The 22475-nt window shown below is 62.8% G+C and carries 21 protein-coding genes; 9 read left to right on the top strand and 12 right to left on the bottom strand.

What is annotated here, in order from left to right; translation table 11 throughout:
* Nucleotides 1–60: 60 nt before the first annotated feature.
* Nucleotides 61–762: a response regulator transcription factor CtrA gene (gene ctrA, locus VFL62_RS10015; RefSeq protein ID WP_008138878.1), complete on the bottom strand. Its 702-nt coding sequence runs from the start codon at nt 760–762 to the stop codon at nt 61–63.
* Nucleotides 763–1129: 367 nt separating this feature from the next.
* Here ctrA and fliI point away from each other — a divergent pair, with 367 nt between their 5' ends.
* The 4 genes from fliI to VFL62_RS09995 all read left to right on the top strand — a co-directional run bounded on the left by fliI (nt 1130) and on the right by VFL62_RS09995 (nt 4856).
* Nucleotides 1130–2455 (top strand): flagellar protein export ATPase FliI, encoded by a 1326-nt coding sequence (fliI, locus tag VFL62_RS10010; RefSeq protein ID WP_325172212.1) that lies wholly within the window; start codon nt 1130–1132, stop codon nt 2453–2455.
* A gap of 105 nt (nt 2456–2560) precedes the next feature.
* The gene (fliJ, locus tag VFL62_RS10005) at nt 2561–2977 is read left to right on the top strand and encodes a flagellar export protein FliJ (RefSeq protein WP_325172211.1); all 417 of its coding nucleotides are present in this window, start codon (nt 2561–2563) and stop codon (nt 2975–2977) included.
* A gap of 364 nt (nt 2978–3341) precedes the next feature.
* Nucleotides 3342–3890, top strand: a complete 549-nt coding sequence (locus VFL62_RS10000) for a sigma-70 family RNA polymerase sigma factor (RefSeq protein ID WP_325172210.1) — start codon at nt 3342–3344, stop codon at nt 3888–3890.
* 6 nt (nt 3891–3896) lie between these two features.
* The gene (locus VFL62_RS09995; RefSeq protein WP_325172221.1) at nt 3897–4856 is read left to right on the top strand and encodes an anti-sigma factor; all 960 of its coding nucleotides are present in this window, start codon (nt 3897–3899) and stop codon (nt 4854–4856) included.
* 248 nt (nt 4857–5104) lie between these two features.
* On the opposite strand, the gene VFL62_RS09990 is transcribed toward VFL62_RS09995, so the two are convergent.
* The 3 genes from VFL62_RS09990 to VFL62_RS09980 all read right to left on the bottom strand — a co-directional run bounded on the left by VFL62_RS09990 (nt 5105) and on the right by VFL62_RS09980 (nt 8820).
* Nucleotides 5105–5305 (bottom strand): hypothetical protein, encoded by a 201-nt coding sequence (locus VFL62_RS09990; RefSeq protein ID WP_325172209.1) that lies wholly within the window; start codon nt 5303–5305, stop codon nt 5105–5107.
* 350 nt (nt 5306–5655) lie between these two features.
* A complete protein-coding gene (flhA, locus tag VFL62_RS09985; protein WP_325172208.1) occupies nt 5656–7788 on the bottom strand; it encodes a flagellar biosynthesis protein FlhA in 2133 nt (710 codons plus the stop codon).
* A gap of 276 nt (nt 7789–8064) precedes the next feature.
* Nucleotides 8065–8820 (bottom strand): DUF998 domain-containing protein, encoded by a 756-nt coding sequence (locus tag VFL62_RS09980; RefSeq protein WP_325172207.1) that lies wholly within the window; start codon nt 8818–8820, stop codon nt 8065–8067.
* A 183-nt stretch (nt 8821–9003) separates the two neighbouring features.
* Between VFL62_RS09980 and VFL62_RS09975 the strand changes: the two genes are divergently transcribed.
* Nucleotides 9004–10302, top strand: coding sequence for an MFS transporter (locus VFL62_RS09975; protein WP_414644668.1), 1299 nt, complete (start codon nt 9004–9006; stop codon nt 10300–10302).
* A gap of 20 nt (nt 10303–10322) precedes the next feature.
* On the opposite strand, the gene VFL62_RS09970 is transcribed toward VFL62_RS09975, so the two are convergent.
* From VFL62_RS09970 to VFL62_RS09960, 3 genes are all read right to left on the bottom strand, one after another.
* Nucleotides 10323–10523: a hypothetical protein gene (locus tag VFL62_RS09970; protein ID WP_325172206.1), complete on the bottom strand. Its 201-nt coding sequence runs from the start codon at nt 10521–10523 to the stop codon at nt 10323–10325.
* 321 nt (nt 10524–10844) lie between these two features.
* Nucleotides 10845–11414 carry a hypothetical protein gene (locus VFL62_RS09965; protein WP_325172205.1) on the bottom strand — a complete coding sequence of 190 codons (570 nt, stop codon included), beginning with the start codon at nt 11412–11414 and terminating at the stop codon, nt 10845–10847.
* A gap of 56 nt (nt 11415–11470) precedes the next feature.
* Nucleotides 11471–12427, bottom strand: a complete 957-nt coding sequence (locus VFL62_RS09960) for a LysR family transcriptional regulator (RefSeq protein WP_325172204.1) — start codon at nt 12425–12427, stop codon at nt 11471–11473.
* A gap of 142 nt (nt 12428–12569) precedes the next feature.
* Between VFL62_RS09960 and VFL62_RS09955 the strand changes: the two genes are divergently transcribed.
* Both VFL62_RS09955 and VFL62_RS09950 read left to right on the top strand, forming a co-directional pair.
* Entirely contained in the window at nt 12570–13907 is a 1338-nt protein-coding gene (locus VFL62_RS09955; RefSeq protein ID WP_325172203.1) for a DUF3100 domain-containing protein, read from the top strand.
* Nucleotides 13908–13971: 64 nt separating this feature from the next.
* Complete coding sequence (locus VFL62_RS09950; RefSeq protein ID WP_325172202.1) at nt 13972–15210, top strand: threonine ammonia-lyase; 1239 nt, start codon at nt 13972–13974, stop codon at nt 15208–15210.
* On the opposite strand, the gene VFL62_RS09945 is transcribed toward VFL62_RS09950, so the two are convergent.
* Genes VFL62_RS09945 through VFL62_RS09925 form a run of 5 tightly spaced genes read right to left on the bottom strand, consistent with a single transcriptional unit; the run spans nt 15207 to nt 20127 of the window.
* Entirely contained in the window at nt 15207–15938 is a 732-nt protein-coding gene (locus VFL62_RS09945) for an ABC transporter permease (RefSeq protein ID WP_325172219.1), read from the bottom strand. The genes VFL62_RS09950 and VFL62_RS09945 overlap by 4 nt on opposite strands.
* A 41-nt stretch (nt 15939–15979) precedes the next feature.
* Complete coding sequence (locus VFL62_RS09940; protein WP_325172201.1) at nt 15980–16807, bottom strand: ABC transporter ATP-binding protein; 828 nt, start codon at nt 16805–16807, stop codon at nt 15980–15982.
* Nucleotides 16808–16811: 4 nt separating this feature from the next.
* A complete protein-coding gene (gene allB / locus VFL62_RS09935) occupies nt 16812–18242 on the bottom strand; it encodes an allantoinase AllB (RefSeq protein ID WP_325172200.1) in 1431 nt (476 codons plus the stop codon).
* Nucleotides 18243–18252: 10 nt separating this feature from the next.
* Complete coding sequence (locus tag VFL62_RS09930) at nt 18253–19047, bottom strand: SDR family NAD(P)-dependent oxidoreductase (RefSeq protein ID WP_325172199.1); 795 nt, start codon at nt 19045–19047, stop codon at nt 18253–18255.
* A gap of 30 nt (nt 19048–19077) precedes the next feature.
* Nucleotides 19078–20127 carry an ABC transporter substrate-binding protein gene (locus VFL62_RS09925; protein ID WP_325172198.1) on the bottom strand — a complete coding sequence of 350 codons (1050 nt, stop codon included), beginning with the start codon at nt 20125–20127 and terminating at the stop codon, nt 19078–19080.
* Between the two features lie 148 nt (nt 20128–20275).
* Here VFL62_RS09925 and VFL62_RS09920 point away from each other — a divergent pair, with 148 nt between their 5' ends.
* Together VFL62_RS09920 and VFL62_RS09915 are read left to right on the top strand one after the other, a co-directional pair.
* Nucleotides 20276–21193, top strand: a complete 918-nt coding sequence (locus VFL62_RS09920; RefSeq protein ID WP_325172197.1) for a LysR family transcriptional regulator — start codon at nt 20276–20278, stop codon at nt 21191–21193.
* 87 nt (nt 21194–21280) lie between these two features.
* Nucleotides 21281–22396, top strand: a complete 1116-nt coding sequence (locus tag VFL62_RS09915) for a ring-opening amidohydrolase (RefSeq protein ID WP_325172218.1) — start codon at nt 21281–21283, stop codon at nt 22394–22396.
* Nucleotides 22397–22475: the final 79 nt, after the last annotated feature.

Genomic DNA, 22475 nt, shown 5'->3' with positions numbered 1-22475 from the left:
GCCATTTGCGGCGGGGTCCAGTTTTCGGGAGGAGTTGAGCCTACGGGCTCGCACGAAAACTTAAGCGGGAATGCGCTCTTCATGTTCGTGCGGCTCGCGCAGCACATAGCCGCGGCCCCACACGGTCTCGATGAAGTTGCGGCCTTCCGAGGCATTCGCAAGCTTCTTGCGCAGCTTGCAGATGAAGACGTCGATGATCTTCAGTTCGGGCTCGTCCATACCGCCGTAGAGGTGGTTGAGGAACATTTCCTTGGTGAGCGTGGTGCCCTTGCGGAGCGAAAGCAGCTCCAGCATCTGGTATTCCTTGCCCGTCAGGTGCACGCGCTGGCCGCCGACCTCGACCGTCTTGGTGTCGAGATTGACCACGAGATCGCCGGTCTGGATGACCGACTGGGCGTGACCCTTGGAACGGCGCACGATCGCATGGATGCGCGCAACCAGTTCGTCCTTGTGGAAGGGCTTGGTCATGTAGTCGTCGGCGCCGACGCCGAGGCCCTTGACCTTGTCCTCGATGCCGGCGAGGCCGGAGAGGATCAGAATGGGGGTCTTGATCTTGGAAACCCGCAGCTGCTTGAGCACGTCGTAACCGGACATGTCGGGCAGGTTCAGGTCGAGAAGGATAATGTCGTAGTCGTAAAGCTTTCCGAGATCGACGCCTTCTTCCCCGAGATCGGTGGTGTAGACGTTAAAGCTCTCGGACTTCAGCATCAATTCGATCGACTGCGCGACGGCGCTGTCATCTTCTATCAGCAAAACGCGCATGCCAGTCCCCTATCGTCGCCGCGTCGGGCGTCAGGTCGGCCGCACTTGCGGCACTCAAAACGCCTTTGAACAACTGATTCGGATCCTGACGGGATATGGTTAACAAAATCTGATTCTGATCCGCAAGGCCTTCAGGTGCAATTTTTTCCGAATCGCCCTAAGATATTGCGTGGAAGCAGCTTTTCGTACCCGATCTCGTTCAAGCTCAACATTAAGAGGCGGACCTAACCGACTCTCAAGACTCGCCCTTCCCGAAGCGGGTCGAGCGTCCTCAGTTACCAAAGACAGTGACGCAATGATTAATGATGCGAGTAAACACCAAGTTAAGAGCCGGGCCCTTGGGCACTGAAAACTTAAGGTTTTCGCAATGAAGGCGCTTGCCGAACAGATCGGCGATATCGACGGCATCAACATCTATGGCCGCGTGGTCGGCGTTCGCGGGCTGATGGTCGAGATCGCCGGGCCCATTCACGCCATGAGCGTCGGCGCGCGGATCGTGATCGACACCGGCGGCAACCGAAACATCCCCTGCGAGGTGATCGGCTTCACCGGGAATAATGCCGTCGTGATGCCGTTCGCCGGTCTCGACGGGGTGCGGCGTGGCTGCCGTGCCGTGATCGGCAATGCCGGCAACCAGGTGCGGCCCTCGCCGCAATGGCTCGGCCGCGTCATCAACGCGATGGGAGAACCGATCGACGGCAAGGGGCCGCTGACGCAAGGCGCCTCGCCGGTTCCCTATCGCAACATGCCGCCGCCGGCGCATTCACGTAAGCGCGTCGGCAGGCCGCTCGATCTCGGCGTGCGCGCGCTCAACACATTTCTCACCTGCTGCCGCGGCCAGCGCATGGGTATTTTCGCGGGTTCCGGCGTCGGCAAATCGGTCCTGCTCTCGATGCTGGCGCGCAACGTCGATGCCGACGTCACGGTGATCGGGCTTGTCGGCGAACGTGGCCGCGAGGTGCAGGAATTCTTGCAGGACGATCTCGGCGAGGAGGGCCTCGCGCGATCGGTGGTGGTGGTCGCAACGTCGGATGAGCCCGCGCTGATGCGGCGGCAGGCCGCCTATCTGACGCTGGCGATATCGGAGCACTTTCGCGACGAGGACAAGGACGTTCTGTGCCTGATGGATTCAGTGACGCGCTTTGCGATGGCGCAGCGTGAAATCGGCCTGTCGGCCGGCGAGCCGCCGACCGCCAAAGGCTATACGCCGACCGTCTTCACCGAACTGCCGAAGCTTCTGGAGCGCGCCGGTCCCGGCACCGGCGAGGGCACCATCACCGGGATCTTTACGGTGCTGGTCGATGGTGACGATCATAATGAGCCGATCGCGGATGCCGTGCGCGGCATTCTCGACGGCCATATCGTGATGGAACGGCGGATCGCCGAGCGCGGAAGGTTTCCAGCGATTAACATTCTCAAATCGGTCTCGCGCACCATGCCGCGGTCGGCCGATCCGGCCTTCCTGCCCGTGATCACCAAGGCGCGGCAGACCATGGCAACCTATGCGGATATGGAAGAGTTGATCCGACTCGGGGCCTATAAAGCGGGCTCGAGCGTGGAAGTCGACGAAGCAATCCGCCTGCATGAGCCCCTGGAGGCGTTTTTGCGCCAGGCCAAGGACGAATCGACCGGTCTTGCGGAAGGTTATGGACGATTGCAGCGAATCCTTCAGGGTTTGGAAACGGAACGCTAACTTTGTCAGGCCATCATCCGCGCCACAGTTGTGATGCCGGCGGGACCCCGGGAGGGTGCCGGCTCTGTCCCGTAGCAAATTGGGACTTCTGGGGAGTATGAGTCGATGAAGTCACGTGAAACGCTAATTCGTCTGAAGAAATTCCAGGTCGACGAAAAGCGCCGCCGGGTCTCGCAGATCGAAGCCATGATCGCCGATTTTCAGCGCATGTCGGTGGATCTGGAGCGCGAAATCCAGACCGAGCAGGAACGCGCCGGTATCAACGACCCCTCACACTTCGCCTATCCGACCTATGCCAAGGCCGCGATCCAGCGCCGGGAAAATCTCACGCGTTCGGCAGAGGAGCTGCGGGTTCAGCTCGAGGAAGCCCGTGGTCTTCTCTCCGAAGCCTTCGACGAATTGAAAAAGGTCGAATTGCTCGACGAGCGCGATCAGGCCCGCGAACGCGCCGAAGAGAATGCCCGCGAACAGGCCGACCTTGACTCGATCGGCTTGATGCGTACCCGCCTCGGGGTCGCTTAAGGCTCATCCGATTCCCTCGACGTCATCGCGGACCACCGAAACCTGGATCTCTCGGTGGTTTTGACGTCGCTTCAGCGGCTCTGCGAATTCTCGCAGCGATGTCAAATCCAAAACCGCACCAACAAAATTATATCCGCTGGTGTCCGTTCGGGTTCTGCCATTCGCAAAGAACCCGCTGCGAAATGATACGGATGTCAGAGCCCGGACGCCGGTAAGGATCCGGGCTTTTTGCGTTGGTCGCCGCCGCGCGACACTTCACCGCCGGGTACAGCATCGCTTTCCAGATAGACCGATTTGCCCCAAGATGTGATAGGACGGAAGCTTGCGCCTGCCTGTAAGGCAGTCGCGATCTTGGGGGAATTGAATGCTGACGCCAGCGGAGCTGGTCTGGCTGATTGCCGCGGTGGCGAAGGGGGATCAGGCTGCTTTCGAGCGGCTCTATGCCGCCACGCGCGCGAAACTCTTTGGCGTCGTGCTTCGTATCTTGCGGCGACAGGATCTCGCCGAGGAGGTGATACAGGAAGCTTACGTCAAGATCTGGAACAGCGCCGCGCAATTCAATCCGGCCCAGTCGTCGCCGATCACATGGATGGCCTCGATTGCGCGCAATCGGGCGATCGACGTCGTGCGCAAGCGCAGCGAAACCTCGATCGAAGAGGAGCCGGCCGCGATGGAGGTCGCCGCCGATACGCCCGATCCGCTGGCGCGGCGCGAGATGACGGAAGACCTGAAGCGGCTTCTGGAATGTGTCGGCAGGCTGGAGCCCGACCGGCAGAAGCTCGTGCTGCTCGCTTATTACAACGGCTGGAGCCGCGAGCAACTGGCCGAGAAATTCGATGCGCCGGTGAACACGGTGAAGACGTGGCTGCGCCGCAGCATGATGGATATCAGGGAGTGTCTCGGACTCTCGTGAGGAATGATGGCCTATAGCGAGGACCATATCGCGCTCGCCGCGGAATACGCGCTCGGCACTCTCGATGCCGATGAGCGCGCGCAGGTCGAAACCATGATGTCCGTCGATCCCCAATTCACGGCGATGGTTGTCGCATGGGAGCACAAGCTCGGTGCGCTCAATCAGATGGTCGGCTCGGTCGAACCGCGCGCCGAGGTATGGGAGAAGATCAGGGCTGCGATCGGCCATTCCGAGCGGCAAACGCCGCTGGTATCGCCGCAGGCTGAGGTGCAGCCGATGGCGCATGAGAGCGAAGCCGCGCGGGTGATCGCAGAAGCCGCCGACACGCTCGGCGCAGGTATTTCCGGCGCGGATATTTCGGCCGCCGATCGTTTCCGTCCAGTCGCTTCCGTCACCGACCACGCCAGCATTGAGAATTCCAACGTGATTGAGTTGGCCGCGCATGCGCGCCGCTGGCGCATGATCGCGACCGCGACCTCGGCGATCGCAGCCGCGCTCGTCGTGATGATCGGCGTCGGGGTTTCGATGCCGGATCTGCTGCCGGACAGCATGCGTCCGAAAGCGAGGCCCCAGGTGGCCGAAACCAAGGCGCCGCCGTCGGCGCCGCGGTTGTCCGCGCAATATGTCGCCGTGCTTCAGAAGGAGGGCGGCGGTCCGGCCTTCATTCTCACCGTCGACGACGCCACCAAGAATTTTACGGTGCGCAAGGTCGGCGCCGCCGCCGATCCCGGCTCGAGCTTCGAACTATGGCTGATCTCCGACAAGCTCGGAAAACCGCGCTCGCTCGGCGTGATCGGGGCGGGCGATTTCACCTCGCGGCCGGTGCTGGCGTCGTACGATGCTGACGTCGTGAAATCGGCGACCTACGCGGTGACGGTCGAACAGGCCGGCGGATCCACCGATGGCAATCCGCATTCGGCGCCGATCCTGACCGGCAAGCTGATCGAGACCGTCCCGCCGCGCTAGAGCGGCCAAGTTGGACGCTTTCGCTTGCGTTGTCATGCCCGGCCTCGTGCCGGGCATCCACGTCTGTCTCGCCTAACCATTAAAGACGTGGATGGCCGGGACACGCCACAGACGATTGCACAAAAAGAAAACGCCCGTGGGGGGCGGGCGTTTTCGGGGGGCCAACTTGGGGGACAGTTGGGTCTTCTAGTATCCACGTAGCGACTTTGGGGGGCTGGTAAAGCGCTCCGTGAATTCCGTAAAAACTCTTATCGCACCATCGAGGTATCCGAACTGGTGATCGCCACCGGTTTGCCTGCCTTGATGACGCGCGCCGTCTGCGTCGAACCGTCATCGGAGAACGTGCGAACCGAAATTCCAAAGCCCATCACCATGATGCCGGCAACCAGCGCCATCACCACAATCTTGAGGTGCGTCGTGCGATCAGCGCTGTAAATCGAATGATTCATCAAAGCCTCCTGCCGCCTGCCCTTGTTCGCCGGATTCGTCGTCCGCACTCGCCGGCAGGTTCATCACCTCGCCTCAACAAACGTAGGAAACCCTCCCGCGTTTCCCCAGTATAGATCACAAAGGCGTGATAACACGTGATCCCCTGCGATCAGATTTTATTAACAAACCCTTAAAGCTCGAATTTATCAATCTAGTATAAATACTTAGACATTTTGCCGCGCCGTCGCAGCAAAATGCCCAGGTTTGCGGAAAATTAAGAAATCAGTTGCCTGTGTCCGAAAAGCACAAGCCGTTTCGCGCTGATTTGCGCGCCAAGGCGCTGTTCCCTGAGGACTTTTCGCCCCGGCGGCTAGATGCTGCCGACGGTCTTAAGGCGGGCGCGGGGGTGGATTTCCGCCTGCGACAGCACGATGGTCTGGGCGCGGAAGCGCTCAACCAGAGAACGAACGAACGGCCGGATCGCGGCGGAGGTGACGAGAACCGGCGACTCGCCTTCGCGCGCGGCCTGTTCGAACCGGTCGCGGACGATGGTCATGAATTCCGACAGCCGCGACGGCTGCATGGCAAGGCTGCGTTCCTCGCCCTGACCGATCAGTGATTCGGCAAACGCCTGCTCCCACTTCGCCGACAGCGCGATCAGCGGCAGATAGCCGTTGATCGTGGTGTTCTGGGCGCAGATCTGGCGCGCCAAACGGGCGCGGACGTGTTCGACCACGGTTGCCGGGTTGCGCGAGAAGGCGAGCGCGTCCGCAATGCCTTCGAGGATGGTGGAGAGATCGCGGATCGAGATGCGTTCGGCGAGCAGCAACTGAAGCACGCGCTGGATACCGGAGATCGTAATCTGCGACGGCACGATGTCCTTGACCAGTTCGCCCTGCTCCTTCGGCAGTTCCTTGATCAGTTTCTGCACCTCGCCATAGGAGAGCAGGTCCGACATGTTGTTCTTGAGCAGCTCGGTAAGGTGGGTCGAAAGCACGGTCGGGCCGTCGACGACGGTGTAGCCCTTCAGCGAGGCTTCTTCCTTCAGGCTGGCGTCGACCCAGGTCGCCGGCAGGCCGAACGTCGGCTCGGTGGTGTGGATGCCCGGCACGTCGACCTGGCCGCCGCCGGGATCCATCGCCATGAACTGGTTGGGCCAGATCCGTCCCGTCCCGGCATCCACTTCCTTGATCTTGATGATGTAGGTGTTGGCTTCGAGCTGCACGTTGTCGAGAATGCGCACCGAGGGCATCACGAAGCCCATTTCGATCGCGAGCGAGCGCCGCAGCGCCTTGATCTGTTCGGTCAGGCGGTCGGTGCCGTCGGGACCATTGACCAGCGGCAGCAGCGCGTAGCCGAGTTCGATCTTGAGGTCGTCGATCTTGAGCGCCGCCGAGATCGGCTCCTCGGCGGCGGCGGCGCTACCTGCCGCCGTCGTCGGGGCTGCCGCTGCCTTTGCAGCTTCTGCGGTCGCCTTGTGCTTGAACTTGCGGGCGTAGAAGGCGAGCGCCGCCGCACCTCCGCCGAGCGCCAGAAACGGCAGCATCGGAATTCCAGGCAATAGCGACAGCACCAGCATCACGCCGGCGGACATGCCGAGCGCCTGGGGATAGCCGGAGAGCTGCTTCATCAGCGCCTTGTCGGCGGCGCCTGAGACGCCGGCCTTGGACACCAGAAGGCCTGCTGCAGTCGAGACGATCAGCGCCGGGATCTGGGTGACCAGGCCGTCGCCGACCGTGAGCAGCGTGTAGGTGTGGGCGGCTTCGGAGAAGCTCAGCGACTGCTGCGCCACGCCGATGATGATGCCGCCGACGATGTTGATGAAGACGACCAGCAGGCCGGCGACCGCATCGCCACGCACGAATTTCGAGGCACCGTCCATCGCGCCGAAGAAGCCGCTTTCGTCTTCCAGCGCCTTGCGCCGTTCCTTGGCGATCTTCTCGTCGATCAGGCCGGCCGAGAGGTCGGCGTCGATCGCCATCTGCTTGCCGGGCATCGAGTCGAGGTGGAAGCGGGCGGCGACTTCGGCGATGCGACCCGAACCCTTGGTGATGACCACGAAGTTCACGATCACGAGAATTGCGAACACGATGATGCCGATGACGTAGTTGCCGCCCATCACGAAGCCGCCGAACGCCTCGATGACATGGCCGGCGGCATCCGTCCCCTCGTGGCCGCGCGACAGGATCAACCGCGTCGAGGCGAGATTGAGCGACAGCCGCAGCATGGTCGAGATCAACAGGATGGTCGGAAAGGCCGAGAATTCCAGCGGCGCCTGGATGAACAGCGAGGTCATCAGGATCAGGATCGACAGCGTGATCGAGATCGCCAGGAACAGGTCGAGGATGACCGAAGGCAAGGGGAGGATCAGCACCACCAGGATGGTGAGAATGCCGAAGGCGAGCGCAAGGTCGCCGCGCTTGAGGATGTTGCCGATTTCGTTGAGGCTGAAGAGGTTGGCGGAGGGGGCGCCTGCGCCCTGGCCTGCGGTGACGTCGACCATCGAACCCGAATCCTCCCGCGAATGCCGTCCACGGCGGCCAAACGTCTGCGCGGCGGCCGCAGGGCCACCGTTTCGAAAGTGAGGCACCGCACTAGCGTCCACGGAAGAAACCCCCCGTTTTACGCGGCTGACGACACTCGACTTCGCAACAAGGCTACCGCCTAGGCAATTTTTGCCCGGTGTATGGTTAGCAAACGGTTAATTTCGGGAGGATTTCGGCGACCAACCGCCTGTGATCCCGGGGCGACGCCCATCCGCCCCGGGACAAGGCCCAATTCAGAGTTTATCGGCCAGATCGGCCTCGCTTCTGGCCCGCAGCAGCGGTGCGTTGCGCTTCTTGAGGACCTTGCCGACCTGGGAAAGCTCCCAGTTCTTGACGAACCAGTAGGCCGCAAAGGACCAGATGCCGCACCACTCCGCCGAGAGAATGTAGTCGCCCTGCGGATAGCGGATGTTCAGGTAGATCGAGATGCCGATCGAGACGACCATGAAAGCGGCGATGCAGGCGTAGACGAGCTTGAGCAGTTTGTAGGTGGCCGGATGTTCGCCCCGCAATTCCGCCAGCGTGGAATCGGCATAAACGACGATGACGATGGCGATGCAGATAAATGCCAGCGCCGCGCAGATGCCATGCATCGAGATATGCTTGGTCAGGCCGGTCCAGGCCAGCAGGAAATCGTAGTCATTCTTCTCGTTCAGCGACATCGGGAAGATGGCGACAAGCCCTGCAAACATGCCGGCGACGCTGAGCCAGCGATCTTCGTTCTTGGAAAAGCCGTGATACTTGTGAAGAAAAAAGCCGACGACAAACAGGATGCCGCAAAACCACAGCCGCACGGGATAGCGGTCCAGCATGCCGGCATCCGGGTCCTCCGCAAAATAATAGTTGCTCATCGTCTGCTGGATGTTGATTCCCCAATAGCGGCCCGCGGCGAGCAGGACCAGAGGGAATGCAATCGCAAGAAAGCCGATCCGCGTTCGCAGTTGGCGGTAGCTTTCGACGATCGCCTCATCGACGTGATTGAGATCCATGGCATCACTCCATCTCTCAAACTACCCCACCCGATGCTCGTCGAATTCCAGATTGCGAAGAACTCGCATTGCACACAAACGTTGTGGATAAATCCGGCACGCGGGGACGGGACGGCTTGAGATTGCGCCAGATTCCGCCCGCCTGAGACGATCCGTCGCGCCGTTTATTCCCTCTGCATCTGCATGCCCAATATCGCGGCATTGTGGGTTGACCTTAGGCAGAATGGCGGTGACTTTGTGCGCGCCGTGGTCATTTCCTCTGAATTCATCCGAGAATCCCAGCCGTTTGTTCCCGACTCGCGTCAGGCATGGACGCGCCTTGTCGTGGCCGTTCTGATCGGTTCCCTGGGCAGCGTCGGCATGTGGTCGGTCGTGGTGGCCCTGCCAGCCGTTCAGAACGAATTCGCCGCGACGCGCGGCACCGCTTCGCTCGCCTTCACCCTGGTCATGCTCGGCTTCGGGTCCGGCGGCGTCCTGACCGGCAAGATCACCGATCGCTACGGCATCGTCGCCGCGATCGGCGTTGGCGTCGGTATCCTCGGTCTTGGCTATGTCGGCGCCGGCTTTTCATCCTCGATCTGGCAATTCATTCTGGTGCACTTCCTGATCGGGTTGAGTTCGTCGGCGACCTTCGGTCCGCTGATGGCGGAAGCCTCGCACTGGTTCGACCGTTATCGGGGCCTCGCCGTCGCGATCGCAGCGAGCGGCAATTACGTCGGCGGCACGATCTGGCCACCGGTCGTCAACTGGGGCATGCAGGCGTTCGGCTGGCGCGACACCCACATTGCGATCGGCATCTTCACCGCCGTGACGATGACGCTGTCCTTGATCCTGCTGCGTGTTCTGATGGGATCGGAAACAACGCGCAGCCATGTCAACGCGCCGCGACCCCGCGTCGATGTGCGGCTGTCCACCAACGCGCTCACAGCGATCCTGTCACTCGCGAGCATCGCCTGCTGCGTGGCGATGTCGATGCCCCAGGTTCACATCGTCGCCTATTGCGGCGATCTCGGCTATGGCGTGGCGCGCGGGGCGCAGATGCTGTCACTGATGCTGGGATTTGGCATCGTCAGCCGTATCGGATCGGGGTTCCTCGCCGACCGGATCGGCGGCATTCGCACTCTTCTGATCGGCTCGATCGCGCAGGGTTCGGCGCTGCTGATGTACCTTTTCTTCGACGGCCTGACCTCGCTGTATGTCATCTCCGCGCTGTTCGGCCTGTTCCAGGGCGGCATCGTGCCGAGCTATGCCATCATCGTGCGCGAGGCGATGCCTGCCGCGGAAGCTGCGACCCGCGTCGGCATCGTGATCTTCGCATCCGTATTCGGAATGTCGTTCGGCGGCTTTGTGTCGGGCGTGATTTTCGATGCCACCGGCTCTTATGCCGCTGCCTTCCTCAACGGGCTGGCGTGGAACGCGCTCAACATCACCATCATGGTGGGGCTGCTGTTGCGCGCGCGGCAGCGGCCGGCTCTGGCGTAAGAGGACGACGGCCCGGCGGCTTATCGCGCGCCGGCCTGCAGCGGCGGGTTGTCGAAAACCAGTTCGTCGGATTCCAGCGGCTCGCGTTGCACGACCAGACGGAAGACGTCGTGGCACCGCGGACATTCGTAAGACCTGACATCGTGCCGGTTTCTGCCGGGCTTGATGCTGATCAGGGTTCGTTCGAGATTGCAGGTCATGCAGACCGGTACTGCCGCCATATCGGCCGCCTTTTTCGCGTAGTGGTTGTTCCGGCCCGCACCCTAGCCCGGCCGGTTCCGGCGGCGGTTAATTTACTGAACCGTACGAATACGGCCCGGATGACTACGGCTCCGGATGAATACGGATTGGCTTGCTCTGCCGCCTCGGCCTTGACGCCGAAAAGGGCTGGATAAGCAGCCCATCCGAGCAGCGCGGCCGCAGGGAATCCTGTATCGCTAGTCAAGCAGGCGTCACATTTGAGGCCCAAGCCAGGCGAACGCCGCGAGGCGAGCGCCCGTTGTTTTTACGTTTGATTTTCTGGATTCATGACTGAGCCCATTTCAGATTTGCCGCCATCGGCGGAAACCACTGAAGTCCTGCGGTTCCTGCGCAGGTTCGCCGACCTGATGTCGACCGGCAGCAATTCGCAGAATCTGCTTCGCGCGGCCGCCCTGGTTGAAACGCTCACTGATCTCCTGGGCCAAACGCAGGAGCGGCTTCAGGCCGCGCGACTCCAGTGCGATACAGAGGTCGAGGCGCGCAAGGCGCTTGCGGCCAGAATTGACGAATTGGAGCACGAGGTTCTTGCCCTCAAATCGCGGCTTGCCGACCAGCACGCCCGCACCGACGAAATCGTCGCAGAAATGGAGCGGCGGCAAAGCGAGTTCCTGCACCGCGCCGAACAGGCCGAAGCGGATTTGGCCGCGAACCGGCAGGCGCCTCCCGCGATCCCCGAGGGCTCGCTCGCCGTGTCGCTTTCGACCCTGCAGCTGGCCAAAGCGCAGTTCGAGCAGCTGGCCGCTGCCTTCGAGAAATCGGGAAATATCATCTCGCAGGTGATGTGCGAGGCCAGCGCCTCGACGCTTGGCCGCGTGATTGACGATTGCGGCGCCGCTGACGGCGCGGATCATCACGCCCAGAACGCGGCCTGACGGCCGGCCCCACGCGTTTTCAGGCAAGCCGTTCCTTAGGCCGATCTCGCGCGACGCGCTTTTGTCCTTCCTGAGGCGAACGGCTCGAACGCCTTCATGCGCTTGATCAGATGTTGCAGCAGGCCGAGCGTCGCCGGCGGCAGCCTGCGGCCGTGACGCGTGATGATATGGGCTTCGGCATTGCGCAGCACCGGATGATCGATGACGAGCGCAATCACCTCGCCGTCCGTCATCTCCCTGGTCGCGGCGAAAGCCGGCATGAACGCAATGCCGAGATTGGCGCAAACGAAACGCTTCAACACCAGGAACGAGTTGGTACGGACCACGGGCGTGAGGCTGATGCTTTCGGAGGCGGCCGCGACCTCCATGAGTTTCTGGGTGCCGAACGATCCGCGCAGTTCGGCGATTGGATAGCGCGCGAGATCGGACAATTTCGGTGCGCGTCCGAGCTTTGCGAGGGGATGTTTCGGGTGGACGATGGCGCAGATCGGCTGGCGAATCCTCGCATGGGTGTGCAGGCGGCGGTCGGCCGGCGGGAAGTAGACGATGCCGATCTGCGCTTCGCCTTCGATGACCGCCTGCACGATGCCGTCGGTTCCGGTGATTTCCAGCGACAATGTCAGGCCAGGGAAGCGCTGACAGAATTCCTGAAGCGGCCCGCCTAGTAGGTCGTCGATATAGCCTTCGCCGGTGACGAGCTCGATATGACCACGCTTCAATGACTTGAGCTCGCCGAGTTTTGCCAGCGTATCTTCACGCGCCGAATCCTGAATCCGGGCGTATTCCACCAGCAGCAGGCCTGCTTCGGTCGCCCGCACGCCGCGACCGAACCGCTCCAGCAACGTGGTCGCTACGTCCTTCTCGAGAAGCGCGATCTGCCGGCTAACCGTCGAGGCGTTGACGTTCAGCCGTTCGGCCGCGCCACGGATGCTGCCGAGCTTGACGGCGTGGCGCAGATAATGAAGTCGCTCGTGATCGAGGTCCGATGGCATCGACGGCATCCCGGGCAAATCGTCCGTTGCATAACGCGCAACGATAAAATCCATGTAGGGCCATATCAGGCAACGGAAGAATTCGCAATCATGCGGCCGGTCGTCGCTCTCGGCGGCCGGTCGAATGGGGAGGGGCGCCTCGATGAGTGTTTCAGTCATGCAGCTCGAATCTGAACGCCTCGACATCGGCAGCCGTGCGCGGGTGCTCGGGCTCGCTTTGATTGTTGTGCTTGCGGCCGAGTCGATCGGGAGCTTCATGTTGCAGGCGGGGCCAGGCCAGATCGTCCTGTTGCCCCTGCTGTGGGCGCTGCTGCTCGGCGGCGCGATCGGCGTTGCGAAAGACCGTCTTCCGCGCGCGCTGAAGCTGGACGTTGGCGCACAACACTATGCCTCGGCCGTGCTGCAATCGGCGCTGCTCCTCTTCATTGCGAAATTGGCGCTCCTGGTCGGCGCATCGCTGCCGAAGATCTTCGCCTCCGGCCATGCGTTGCTGTTTCAGGAATTCGGTCATTTCTTCGGTACGATGGTGTTCGGATTGCCGGTCGCGTTGTTGCTCGGCGTCAGGCGCGAGGCCGTCGGCGCGACGTTCTCCGTGGGTCGCGAGCCAAGCCTTGCGATCATCGGCGAGAAATACGGCATGGACTCTCCCGAGGGTCGCGGCGTGCTCGCCGAATACATCACGGGCACCGTGGTCGGTGCGGTCTTCATCTGGGTGCTCGCCGGCTTCGTCGCGGCGCTCGGCGTGTTCCGTCCCGACGCGTTGGCGATGGGGGCCGGCGTCGGCTCAGGCAGCATGATGGCAGCCGCCTCGGCGGCGATCGCGGCCCAACAGACGCCCGAGGTCGCGAAAGAAGTCGCGGCATTCGCCGCCGCCAGCAATCTGATCACCACGACAATCGGTACTTACTTCACGCTCTTTGTCTCGCTGCCATTTGCGAACTGGTCGTACCGCGTGCTTGAACCGGTGCTCGGCCGCGTCGGGCTGAAGCCGCGCGTTCAATCCAGCAATACGAATGCGGAAGGCGCGATCGACGCCGCACCGAACGAGCTCTCGCCGGCGGGGCGCGCGATCGCCTGGATCGTGACGGGATTGCTGGCGCTGATCGGCAACTGGCTCGCTTACAACAATGCACCAGTAGATGCGTTGCCGGGACTTGCGATCATGCTGGCTGTCGTGGCCACAGGATATGTATTATATCGCTTGACTGGCTCACGCATCCCGGCGGTGTGCTGGATCTCGCTGCTCGGCATGGTCGCCACCTATCCCGGCGTTCCCTATGCCGCCGAGATTTCGGCATGGACCGGAAAGATCAACTTTTTGGCGCTGACGACGCCGATGCTGGCCTTTGCCGGCCTCTCGATCGCCAAGGATATCCCCGCTTTCCGCAGGCTCGGCTGGCCGATCGTGGTGACCTCGCTGATGGCAAATGCCGGCACGTTCCTCGGTGCGACCCTGATCGCGCAAACTTTCGGCCATTGAGATGATAGGATGGAGGGAGTCGGCAACCAGGGCCGACGGAATTATCGCGCGCGACGGGATTACGATGGCCGGGAATACCAGAACGCCGCTCGACAAACTGCCGGTGACGCTGCGTGACGTCGAGGCGGCCGCGGCGACGCTGTCCGGCTTTGTCAAGCGCACTAATTTTGATCACAGCCGCACGCTGTCCGATATCACCGGTGCCGGAATCTGGCTTAAATTCGAGAACCTGCAGTTCACGGCGACCTTCAAGGAGCGCGGCGCGCTCAATCGATTGTCGGCGCTGTCGGCCGACCAGCGCAAGCAGGGCGTGATAGCGGCCTCCGCCGGCAACCACGCCCAGGGCGTCGCCTATCACGCTGCGCGGCTTGCGATTCCCGCGACCATCTACGTTCCCGTCGGCACGCCGACCGTGAAGATCGAAAACACCCGAAGGCACGGCGCCACAGTCGTCGAGGGCGGCGCGACGCTGGAGGAAGCGGCATCGCTCGCCAAAGCCTACGGCCAAAGCCGCGGCCTGACCTATATCCATCCCTACGACGATCCCCTGATCATCGCCGGCCAGGGTACGATCGCGCTCGAGATATTGTCCGCGGTGCCCGATCTGGATGCTCTGATCGTCCCGATCGGCGGCGGCGGGCTGATCTCCGGCATGGCCGTCGCGGCGAAAGCGGTAAAGCCCGACATCGAGATCATTGGCGTGCAGGCCGCGCTCTATCCCTCGATGTACAATGTGGTGAAGGCAAAGTCGCTGCCGATGCGCGGCGACACGCTGGCGGAAGGCATCGCGGTCAAGGCGCCCGGCGCCATTACCTCCGAAATCGTGCGGGCGCTCGTGGACGATATCGTTCTGGTGACCGAGCAGGATGTCGAGCATGCGCTGAGTCTGCTGCTCACGATCGAGAAGTCGGTCACCGAAGGCGCTGGCGCGGCCGGGCTTGCCGCGGTGCTGGCCGATCCCGCTCGCTTCCGCGGCCGCAAGCTCGGCCTCGTGCTCTCCGGCGGCAACATCGACACGCGGCTTCTGTCGGGCGTGTTGACACGGCAGCTTGCACGCGAAGGCCGACTGTCCCGGCTGCACTTCGATATCGTCGATCGGCCTGGGCAACTCGCGGCCGTGGTTGCGGTGTTGAGCAATGCCGGCGCCAACGTCGTCGAAGTCTCGCATCAGCGGATCTTCACGGACTTGCCGGCCAAGGCCGTGGTTCTGGAAATCGTGATCGAGACCCGCGACCGCGCTCACCTGAATGCGACCATCGAGGCGCTCCGCGCGGCCGATATCAAGGTCGAGGTGCTGGGTTAGCCGCCGGCCGAGAAATTCTCGCTGCGCACCGCCCAGCCGGTGACGCGGCCTTCGATCAAGGAAAAGCCGGCATAGAGCGCCACGCCGAGAATGGCGAGAATGAACAGGCCGGCGAATACCAGCGGCACGTCGAAGCTCGAGCTGGCGATCATCATCAGATTGCCGATGCCGCGGTTGGAGGCGACCGTCTCGGAGATCACCGCGCCGACAAAGGCAAGTGTCGCTGCGACTTTGAGCGAGGCAAAGAAGTAAGGCATCGTGCGCGGCAGGCCGATGTTCCACAGGATTTCCCATTTGGTTGCGCGCAGCGTGCGCATCACGTCCTGCAATTCAGGTTCGGTGGCGGCCAGTCCCGTCGCGACGTTCACGACGATCGGAAAGATGCACATGATCATCGCGGTGAGCACGGCAGGCACGGTGCCGGCGCCGAACCACAACACGAAGATCGGAACGACAGCGACTTTCGGGATCGAGGAAAATCCGACCAAGAGCGGATAAGCGACGTCATAAGCGAGCCGCGACGAGCCGATCAGGATTCCGAGCAGTACGCCGATGGCGATCCCGAGCGCGAAGCCGACCAGCGTCGTATAGAGCGTCTGGATCGCATGCGGCCAGATCGCTGGAAAGCGGGTCCACAGCGTCACCAGGATCTGGCTCGGCCGTGGCAGCACGATATCGGAGACGTTGAAGATCAGGCACAGGATCTCCCAGGCAACAAAGAAGCCCATGATGCAGACGATCGACAGGATCTGGCGGCGGACGGTCTCGTTCACGGGGCGGCCTCCTGGACGGCGCGTGCGGCGACGATGCGTTCGCGCAGTCGCTGGGTGAGGGAGACGAATTCGCTCTGAAAGGAAATATCGATGGTGCGCGGCCGGGCGAACGGCACTTCGCTGTCATCGACTATTCGTCCCGGCCGTGCCTGCATCACGCAGATGCGGCTGGCGAGGTAGGCGGCCTCCTTGAGGTCGTGCGTGACCAGCAGGACGGTCGGGCGTTTGTCGATCCACAATTGCTGCATGATCTCCCACAGTTCCTCGCGGGTGAACTGGTCGAGCGCGCCGAAGGGTTCGTCGAGCAGCAATAGCGTCGGATCGTGGATCAGCGCGCGGCACAGCGAAGCGCGCTGCTGCATGCCGCCGGAGAGCTGCCAGGGAAACTTGTCGCCGAAGCCGCCGAGGCCGACCCTTGCCAGGGAAGCTTCGACCCGGTCGCGATATTCGCCGCGCCGCTTGCGGGAGAATTCCTGCTTGAACGGCGGCACGATTTTGAGCGGCATCATGACGTTGTCGCGGATGTTGAGCCACGGCAGCAATGTCGGGTTCTGGAACGCCATGCCGATGCGCGCGCTCTCGGCATCGACCTCGCGGCCCGCGACGAACACATGGCCATCGGTCGCCGCCAGCGTGCCGGCAACAAGCTTGAGGATGGTCGATTTGCCGCAGCCGGACGGGCCGACCAGTGCGACGAATTCGCCGTGCTCGATTCGCAGCGACGTCTCGCTGAGCGCCGTCACCTTGTTCTTGCCGCCGAATGTCACCCGCACCTTTTCCAGGTCGATGACGTTGCCGACAGGAAGCGGAAGGGCATCGGCCATGGTGTTAGCTTCTCTTGCCGGTGACGGCGGCCATGGTGGCGTCGGTGTTCTTCGGTGTCGGCGCCGGCATCTTCTGAATCGCGTGAACCGAACGGCCGGTGCCGCGCGTCTGCTCGTTCAGCACGCGGTTCTTCATCGCGAAACGGCCGCGCACGATGGTGTGGATCGGCAGCGCCGTACAGCTCCAGCCCTGCCACGGCGAGATTTTCGACTTCGACTGGATCTTTGCGTCGTCGATGGTCCAGCGGCGGTTCATATCGACGATCGCAATGTCGGCATCGGACCCGACGGTGAGTGTGCCCTTGCGCGGATAAAGCCCGAACTGCTTCGCCGGATTTTCCGCGCTCCAGCGCACGTAGTCGCGAATGGTGGCCCGGCCCTTGCTGATCTCGGTCAGCATCAACGGCATTTGCGTTTCCACGCCGGGGAAGCCGCAATCGACCGTCCAGATGTCGTTGCGGGTTTTTTCTTCCGGCGTATGCGGCGCGTGATCGGTCGCGACCATGTCGATGGTGCCGTCCATGAGCGCGTTCCACAGCGGCTGCTGGTTTGGCGTTTCGCGCACCGGCGGATTGACGCGGACGATGCCCGCGGACTTCTCGTAGTCCTTTTCGCTTAGCAATAGATAATGCGGGCAGGTCTCGCCTGTGATCTCGACGCCGCGCGCCTTGGCTTCCGCCAATGGCCGCAACTCGGCGGCCGAGGAGATATGCAGCACGTGGATGCGCGCGCCGGTCCATTCGGACAGGATTGCCGCGCGCGAGACCGCCTCGACCGCGACGACCGCGGGCCGCGAGGCGAGATGCGCCAGCGGTTCGGTGCGGCCGGCGGCACGCAGGCGAGACTCGCGCCGCTCCATGATCGAATTGGTCTCGGCATGCAGCGAAATGCGCTTTCCGGTCGGAGCGACCAGTTCGAACAGCTCCAGCATCGCGCCGGTGGAAGGCGAGGGGATGCGGCCGAACGTGTTGCCCATGTAGCACTTGAAGCCGATGACGCCGGCCTCAATCAGCTCGTCGATATGATCGAGGCTTTCCTCGCCGAGCACGGCATAGAGTCCGTAATCGACATAGGCTTTCTCGGAGGCGAGCTTGTGTTTGGCGGCGAGCACTTCGGCGTTCGCGACCGTCGGGATCGTGTTCGGCATGTCGAACACGGTGGTGACGCCGCCGAAGGCGGCCGCCGCCGTGCCGCTGCCGAAATCTTCCTTGTGGGTATAGCCGGGGTCGCGGAAATGCACATGGACATCGATCGCGCCGGGCAGCACATGCATGCCGGTCGCGTCCAACGTCTCGTTTGCCGCTGGCATGGCCTCGGCCGCGCCGATGGCGTGGACCTTGCCGTCCTTGACGGCAATGCTGGCGCGAACTTCCGCATCCGGTGACACCACGATGCCGCCGTGGATGACAAGATCGACCTTGTCCGATGTTGTCATGATCTGATCCTCACAGCATCGCCCAACCGCCATCGACCGGCAGGTCGACGCCGGTGATCTGGCGCGACACGTCGCTGGCGAAAAACAGGCAGGCGTTGGCAACGTCCTCGTCGACCGTGATGCGCTTCAAGGCGTAATCTGCGGCGTGCCGTTGCGCGGCCTCTTCTTCCGTGATGCCGAGCTTCTGCGCCATGTCGCGGCAGACCTTGTCGCGAAAGCGCGGGCCGTCGACCATGCCGGGGGCGACGCAGTTGACGTTGATGTTGTATTGGCCGACTTCGAGCGCAAAACTCTTGGTGATGCCGCGCAGGCCCCATTTGGAAGCAGAGTACGCGACGCGCCCGGCGCGACCGCGCATGCCGAACGTGCCGCCGACATTGACGATCTTGCCGTAGCGCTGATCGATCATGGTCGGCAGAACCGCGCGCATGGTGTGGAAGCAGCCGTTCATGTTGAGCGTGACGATGTCGTCGAACTCCTCCGGCGTGGTCTGCACGCCGGTCTTGCCGATCGGGCCCGAGCCGCCGGCGATGTTCACCAGCACGTCGATCCGGCCGCCGAACGCATCCTTGGTCGACGCCGCCGCGGCCTCGCATTGTTTGGCGTCGGTGAGATCGCAGGCGATGACGATCGCCTGGCCGCCCGCCGACTTCACCTCGCTGGCGACCGGCTCGATCGCCGATGTATCGCGACCGAGCAGCGCCAGCTTTCCGCCTTCGCGGGCGAAGGCGTGGGTGACGGCGGCGCCCATGCCCTTGGCGGGGCCGGTAATCATCACGACGCGGTTTTCGAGAGAGAGCTTCATGGCAAGGCCGGTCCCTGTCAGGTCTTGAGGTCAGGTATTGGGCCGGACCGAAGTCGGCCGCTCGCTCAACGGCGGCAGGAAGCTGCGGTCAAAGATTTCGCCGACGGCCGGCGTGCGCGGCAATTCCTTGGCCTTGACCAGGATATCGATCGCTTTCGCCATGCGCTCGTCGCTGATGTCGCCGATGCCGATCTTGGCGATTTCCGGATGGCTCATCTCGTCGGCCATGGTCGCATCGATCCGCGCACGCTCGATCGCGGGCTTGGTCAGCGGCTCGCGTTTGACGACGGCGTCGATCGCGGCCTGCGGATCGGCGATCGCATCCTTAATGCCGTGGTTGAGGGCGCGGACGAAGCCCTTGACGGCTTCGGGATGTTCCTTGACCAGCTTGCGCGAGACGATGATGGCGTTGGAATAGAGGTCCATACCGTAATCCTCGAACTTGATGAAGCGGAACTGCTTGTCGGGATCGATACCGGCAAGCCGCGCGGAAAAGCGGATCGTGGTGACGTAGCCGAACGCGCCGTCGACCTGGCCCTGCATCAGCATCTGTTCGCGCAGGTTCGGCGCAAAGTTGACGATCTCGACTTTGGTGCAGTCGATCTTGGCCGACGAGCACAACGCCGGGAAAAGTTTCAGCGCGCCGTCATTGGCGGCGCCGCCGAGCTTGCGCCCGACAAAATCGGCCGGCGTCTTGATCGGGCTGTCGGCCTTCACCGCAACCGTGAACGGCGGCCGATTATAGAGCATGAACACGCCGATCGGCGCGTCGTCGGGCTTTTTCGCGGCAAGTTCAATCAGCGCGTTGATGTCGCCGAAGCCGGCATCGTAGGCGCCGTTGGCGACTTGCGGCACGGCGGCGCCGGAGCCGTTGCCCTGGTCGAAGGTGACCTCGATCCCTTCCTGCTTGAAGTAGCCGCGGTCGTCGGCGAGGAAGAACATCCCCTGCGGCCCCTCATATTTCCAGTTCAGCACCATCCGGATTTTGGTCTGCGCCTCTGCCGTGGCCGCAAAGCCGGCGACGAGGGCCAAACTCAGGGCGAGCGCCTGCATTCCACGAAACGCATGTTTCCAGGTCATCGGATTTTTCCTGTGTTGGATGTCCGGCTTCGCCTGTCTGCCGTCCGAAGCCGCCGCTGGGTAAAAGCTAGCGCTTTCCAGTGACCTTATCTGCCGCTATCTTTTGACTTGAGCGGTGCTAAAAAGGCATCACTGGAGGGATCGGGATATGCGCCATCTGAGACTGCTGAGCCATGTCGTGGAGGTTGCCCGCAGTGGTTCGATCCGCAAGGCGGCCGAGCAGCTCAATCTGACCCCGTCGGCCATGAACCGGCGGATCCAGGATCTCGAGGCCGAAGTCGGCACGCCGCTGTTCGAGCGGCGCCCGCGCGGGGTGAAGTTGACGACCGCCGGCGAAATGTTCGTGCGATATGCGCGCAGTCAGATCGCGGACGCCGAGCGGATGAAATCCCAGGTCGAGGATCTGCGCGGGCTTCGGCGCGGGCCGGTGCTGATCGCGAGCAGCCAGGCGCTCGCGCTCGATTTTCTGGCGTCGCGGATCGCCGGATTTCAGAAGCAGCACCCGCGCGTCACCTTCGATCTGAAGACCCTAGATCACGAACGCGCACTCGATGCGCTCGCCGCCTATGATGTCGATCTGGCGTTGGTCTTCCGGCCCTCGATGCGGCCGACGCTTCGGGCTATCGCCAGCGTCCCGCAACGGCTGGTCGCCGTCGTTCGCGCCGATCATCCACTGGCGGCGAGGAAATCCGTCAGGCTGTCGGAGTGCGCCGAGTACCCGGCCGCGCTGGCGGACCGTTCACTCGGCGGCCGGCAGATGCTCGATGAAGTCGCAGCCAGGCGCGATCTGCACTTCAACGTGATGGCCGAATCCAATTCATTCGAGATGTTGCGAGGGTTGGTGCACCGCTGCAATGCGGTCTCGTTTCAGATCGAGATCGGCGCGCCGTCCGGTGAGCTCGGCATGAGCCTCGTCGGCGTGCCGGTCGACACCAGGGACGTGCCGACCGGCGAACTCGTGTTATGCCAGTTGCGCGGACGGGTGCTCCCGATCGCGGCGGCGTCCTTTGCGGAGACCTTGTCGAAAAGCCTGCATGACATGAAGGCTTCTCCGTCGCGATCGTGACGAGTGGGGCGCTTTTTCCGGACTTGCTCGATCGAACCCGCCATGGTGTTCTGGCAGGGCGAAAGCGTGGAATAAAACAATATGTCCCTGTCTTCATCTTCGGTCGACGTCATCCGCATTCCGACTTCGGGTCCCGGCGATACCTCAGGCCTGATCCGGCTGATCGAGGCCGGGAAGATCGATCCGAATTCGATTCTGGCCATCCTCGGAAAGACCGAAGGCAACGGCGGCGTCAATGACTTCACCCGCGAATATTCAACCGTTGCGCTGACCGGCGCGCTGGCGCCTCATCTCGGCATTTCAGTCGAGGAGGTCGAGCATCGCATCGCCTTCGTGATGTCCGGCGGCACCGAAGGCGTGCTCAGCCCGCACATCACGGTCTTCACGCGAACGCCGCTTTCCGCTGCGCAAGCCAAGCCGGGCCAGGGCAAACGCCTTGGCATCGGCATCGCACATACCCGCGAGTTTCATCCCGAAGAGCTCGGCCGGCAGCCGCAGATCGCAGAGACTGCGGCCGCGGTGCGCAGGGCCATGCGAGAGGCCGACATCACCGAGGTTGCGGACGTTCACTTCGTGCAGGTGAAATGCCCGCTGCTGACCAGTGAGCGCGTTGATGCCGCGGAAGCGCGCGGTGCCAGCACGGCGACGAAGAGCTCTTATGCGTCGATGGGCTATTCGCGCGGCGCTTCGGCGCTCGGCGTGGCACTGGCGCTCGGCGAACTGGAGAGTGAGCCGCGCGAGGAGGATGTGCTCAGGCGCTGGGATCTGTTTTCCTCGGTCGCATCAAGCTCGGCCGGCATCGAGCTGATGCACAATGTCGTCGTCGTGATGGGCAATTCCGCATCGTCGTCGAGCGAGCTCGTCATCGGACATGCCGTGATGAAGGATGCGATCGATGCCGCCGCCATACGGGCCGCACTCGCCAGCGTCGGACTGCGCGCCGATGGAACGGCGGACGCGGCGATCGGCGAGCGGGTCGTCAATATTTTTGCCAAGGCCGAGGCAGCGCCCGATGGCTTTGTCCGCGGGCTTCGCCACACCATGCTGAACGACACCGACATCAGTTCGACCCGCCACGCCCGCGCAGCGGTCGGGGGTCTCGTCAGCGGTCTTGCCGGAACGACAGCGGTCTACGTCTCCGGTGGCGCCGAGCATCAGGGTCCAGCCGGCGGCGGCCCGATCGCGGTGATCGCGCGCGCCTGATACCGGACGCCGGACAAAAATCCAGATCTTGTGCGAGAAGTGGATATACTGGCCCGAGGCGGGTTCACATCATTGTGTT

Origin of the sequence: Bradyrhizobium sp. (assembly GCF_035701725.1) — a bacterium.
Lineage (GTDB): Bacteria > Pseudomonadota > Alphaproteobacteria > Rhizobiales > Xanthobacteraceae > Bradyrhizobium.
The sequence above is the reverse complement of the archived record's forward strand: the minus strand, read 5'-3'. Positions and strand labels throughout refer to the sequence as shown.

Excerpts from the sequence above, each read along its gene's own strand:
- VFL62_RS09980 (WP_325172207.1), bottom strand. The coding sequence starts at position 8,820 with ATGGATCTCAATCACGTCGATGAGGCGATCGTCGAAAGCTACCGCCAA.
- VFL62_RS09970 (WP_325172206.1), bottom strand. The coding sequence starts at position 10,523 with ATGGCGGCAGTACCGGTCTGCATGACCTGCAATCTCGAACGAACCCTG.
- fliI (WP_325172212.1), top strand. The coding sequence starts at position 1,130 with ATGAAGGCGCTTGCCGAACAGATCGGCGATATCGACGGCATCAACATC.
- VFL62_RS09940 (WP_325172201.1), bottom strand. The coding sequence starts at position 16,807 with ATGGCCGATGCCCTTCCGCTTCCTGTCGGCAACGTCATCGACCTGGAA.
- ctrA (WP_008138878.1), bottom strand. The coding sequence starts at position 762 with ATGCGCGTTTTGCTGATAGAAGATGACAGCGCCGTCGCGCAGTCGATC.
- VFL62_RS09990 (WP_325172209.1), bottom strand. The coding sequence starts at position 5,305 with ATGAATCATTCGATTTACAGCGCTGATCGCACGACGCACCTCAAGATT.
- VFL62_RS09955 (WP_325172203.1), top strand. The coding sequence starts at position 12,570 with ATGAGTGTTTCAGTCATGCAGCTCGAATCTGAACGCCTCGACATCGGC.
- VFL62_RS09925 (WP_325172198.1), bottom strand. The coding sequence starts at position 20,127 with ATGACCTGGAAACATGCGTTTCGTGGAATGCAGGCGCTCGCCCTGAGT.
- fliJ (WP_325172211.1), top strand. The coding sequence starts at position 2,561 with ATGAAGTCACGTGAAACGCTAATTCGTCTGAAGAAATTCCAGGTCGAC.
- VFL62_RS09960 (WP_325172204.1), bottom strand. The coding sequence starts at position 12,427 with ATGCCATCGGACCTCGATCACGAGCGACTTCATTATCTGCGCCACGCC.
- VFL62_RS10000 (WP_325172210.1), top strand. The coding sequence starts at position 3,342 with ATGCTGACGCCAGCGGAGCTGGTCTGGCTGATTGCCGCGGTGGCGAAG.
- VFL62_RS09950 (WP_325172202.1), top strand. The coding sequence starts at position 13,972 with ATGGCCGGGAATACCAGAACGCCGCTCGACAAACTGCCGGTGACGCTG.
- allB (WP_325172200.1), bottom strand. The coding sequence starts at position 18,242 with ATGACAACATCGGACAAGGTCGATCTTGTCATCCACGGCGGCATCGTG.
- VFL62_RS09930 (WP_325172199.1), bottom strand. The coding sequence starts at position 19,047 with ATGAAGCTCTCTCTCGAAAACCGCGTCGTGATGATTACCGGCCCCGCC.
- VFL62_RS09975 (WP_414644668.1), top strand. The coding sequence starts at position 9,004 with ATGCCCAATATCGCGGCATTGTGGGTTGACCTTAGGCAGAATGGCGGT.
- flhA (WP_325172208.1), bottom strand. The coding sequence starts at position 7,788 with ATGGTCGACGTCACCGCAGGCCAGGGCGCAGGCGCCCCCTCCGCCAAC.
- VFL62_RS09965 (WP_325172205.1), bottom strand. The coding sequence starts at position 11,414 with ATGATCCGCGCCGTCAGCGGCGCCGCAATCGTCAATCACGCGGCCAAG.
- VFL62_RS09945 (WP_325172219.1), bottom strand. The coding sequence starts at position 15,938 with ATGGGCTTCTTTGTTGCCTGGGAGATCCTGTGCCTGATCTTCAACGTC.
- VFL62_RS09995 (WP_325172221.1), top strand. The coding sequence starts at position 3,897 with ATGGCCTATAGCGAGGACCATATCGCGCTCGCCGCGGAATACGCGCTC.
- VFL62_RS09920 (WP_325172197.1), top strand. The coding sequence starts at position 20,276 with ATGCGCCATCTGAGACTGCTGAGCCATGTCGTGGAGGTTGCCCGCAGT.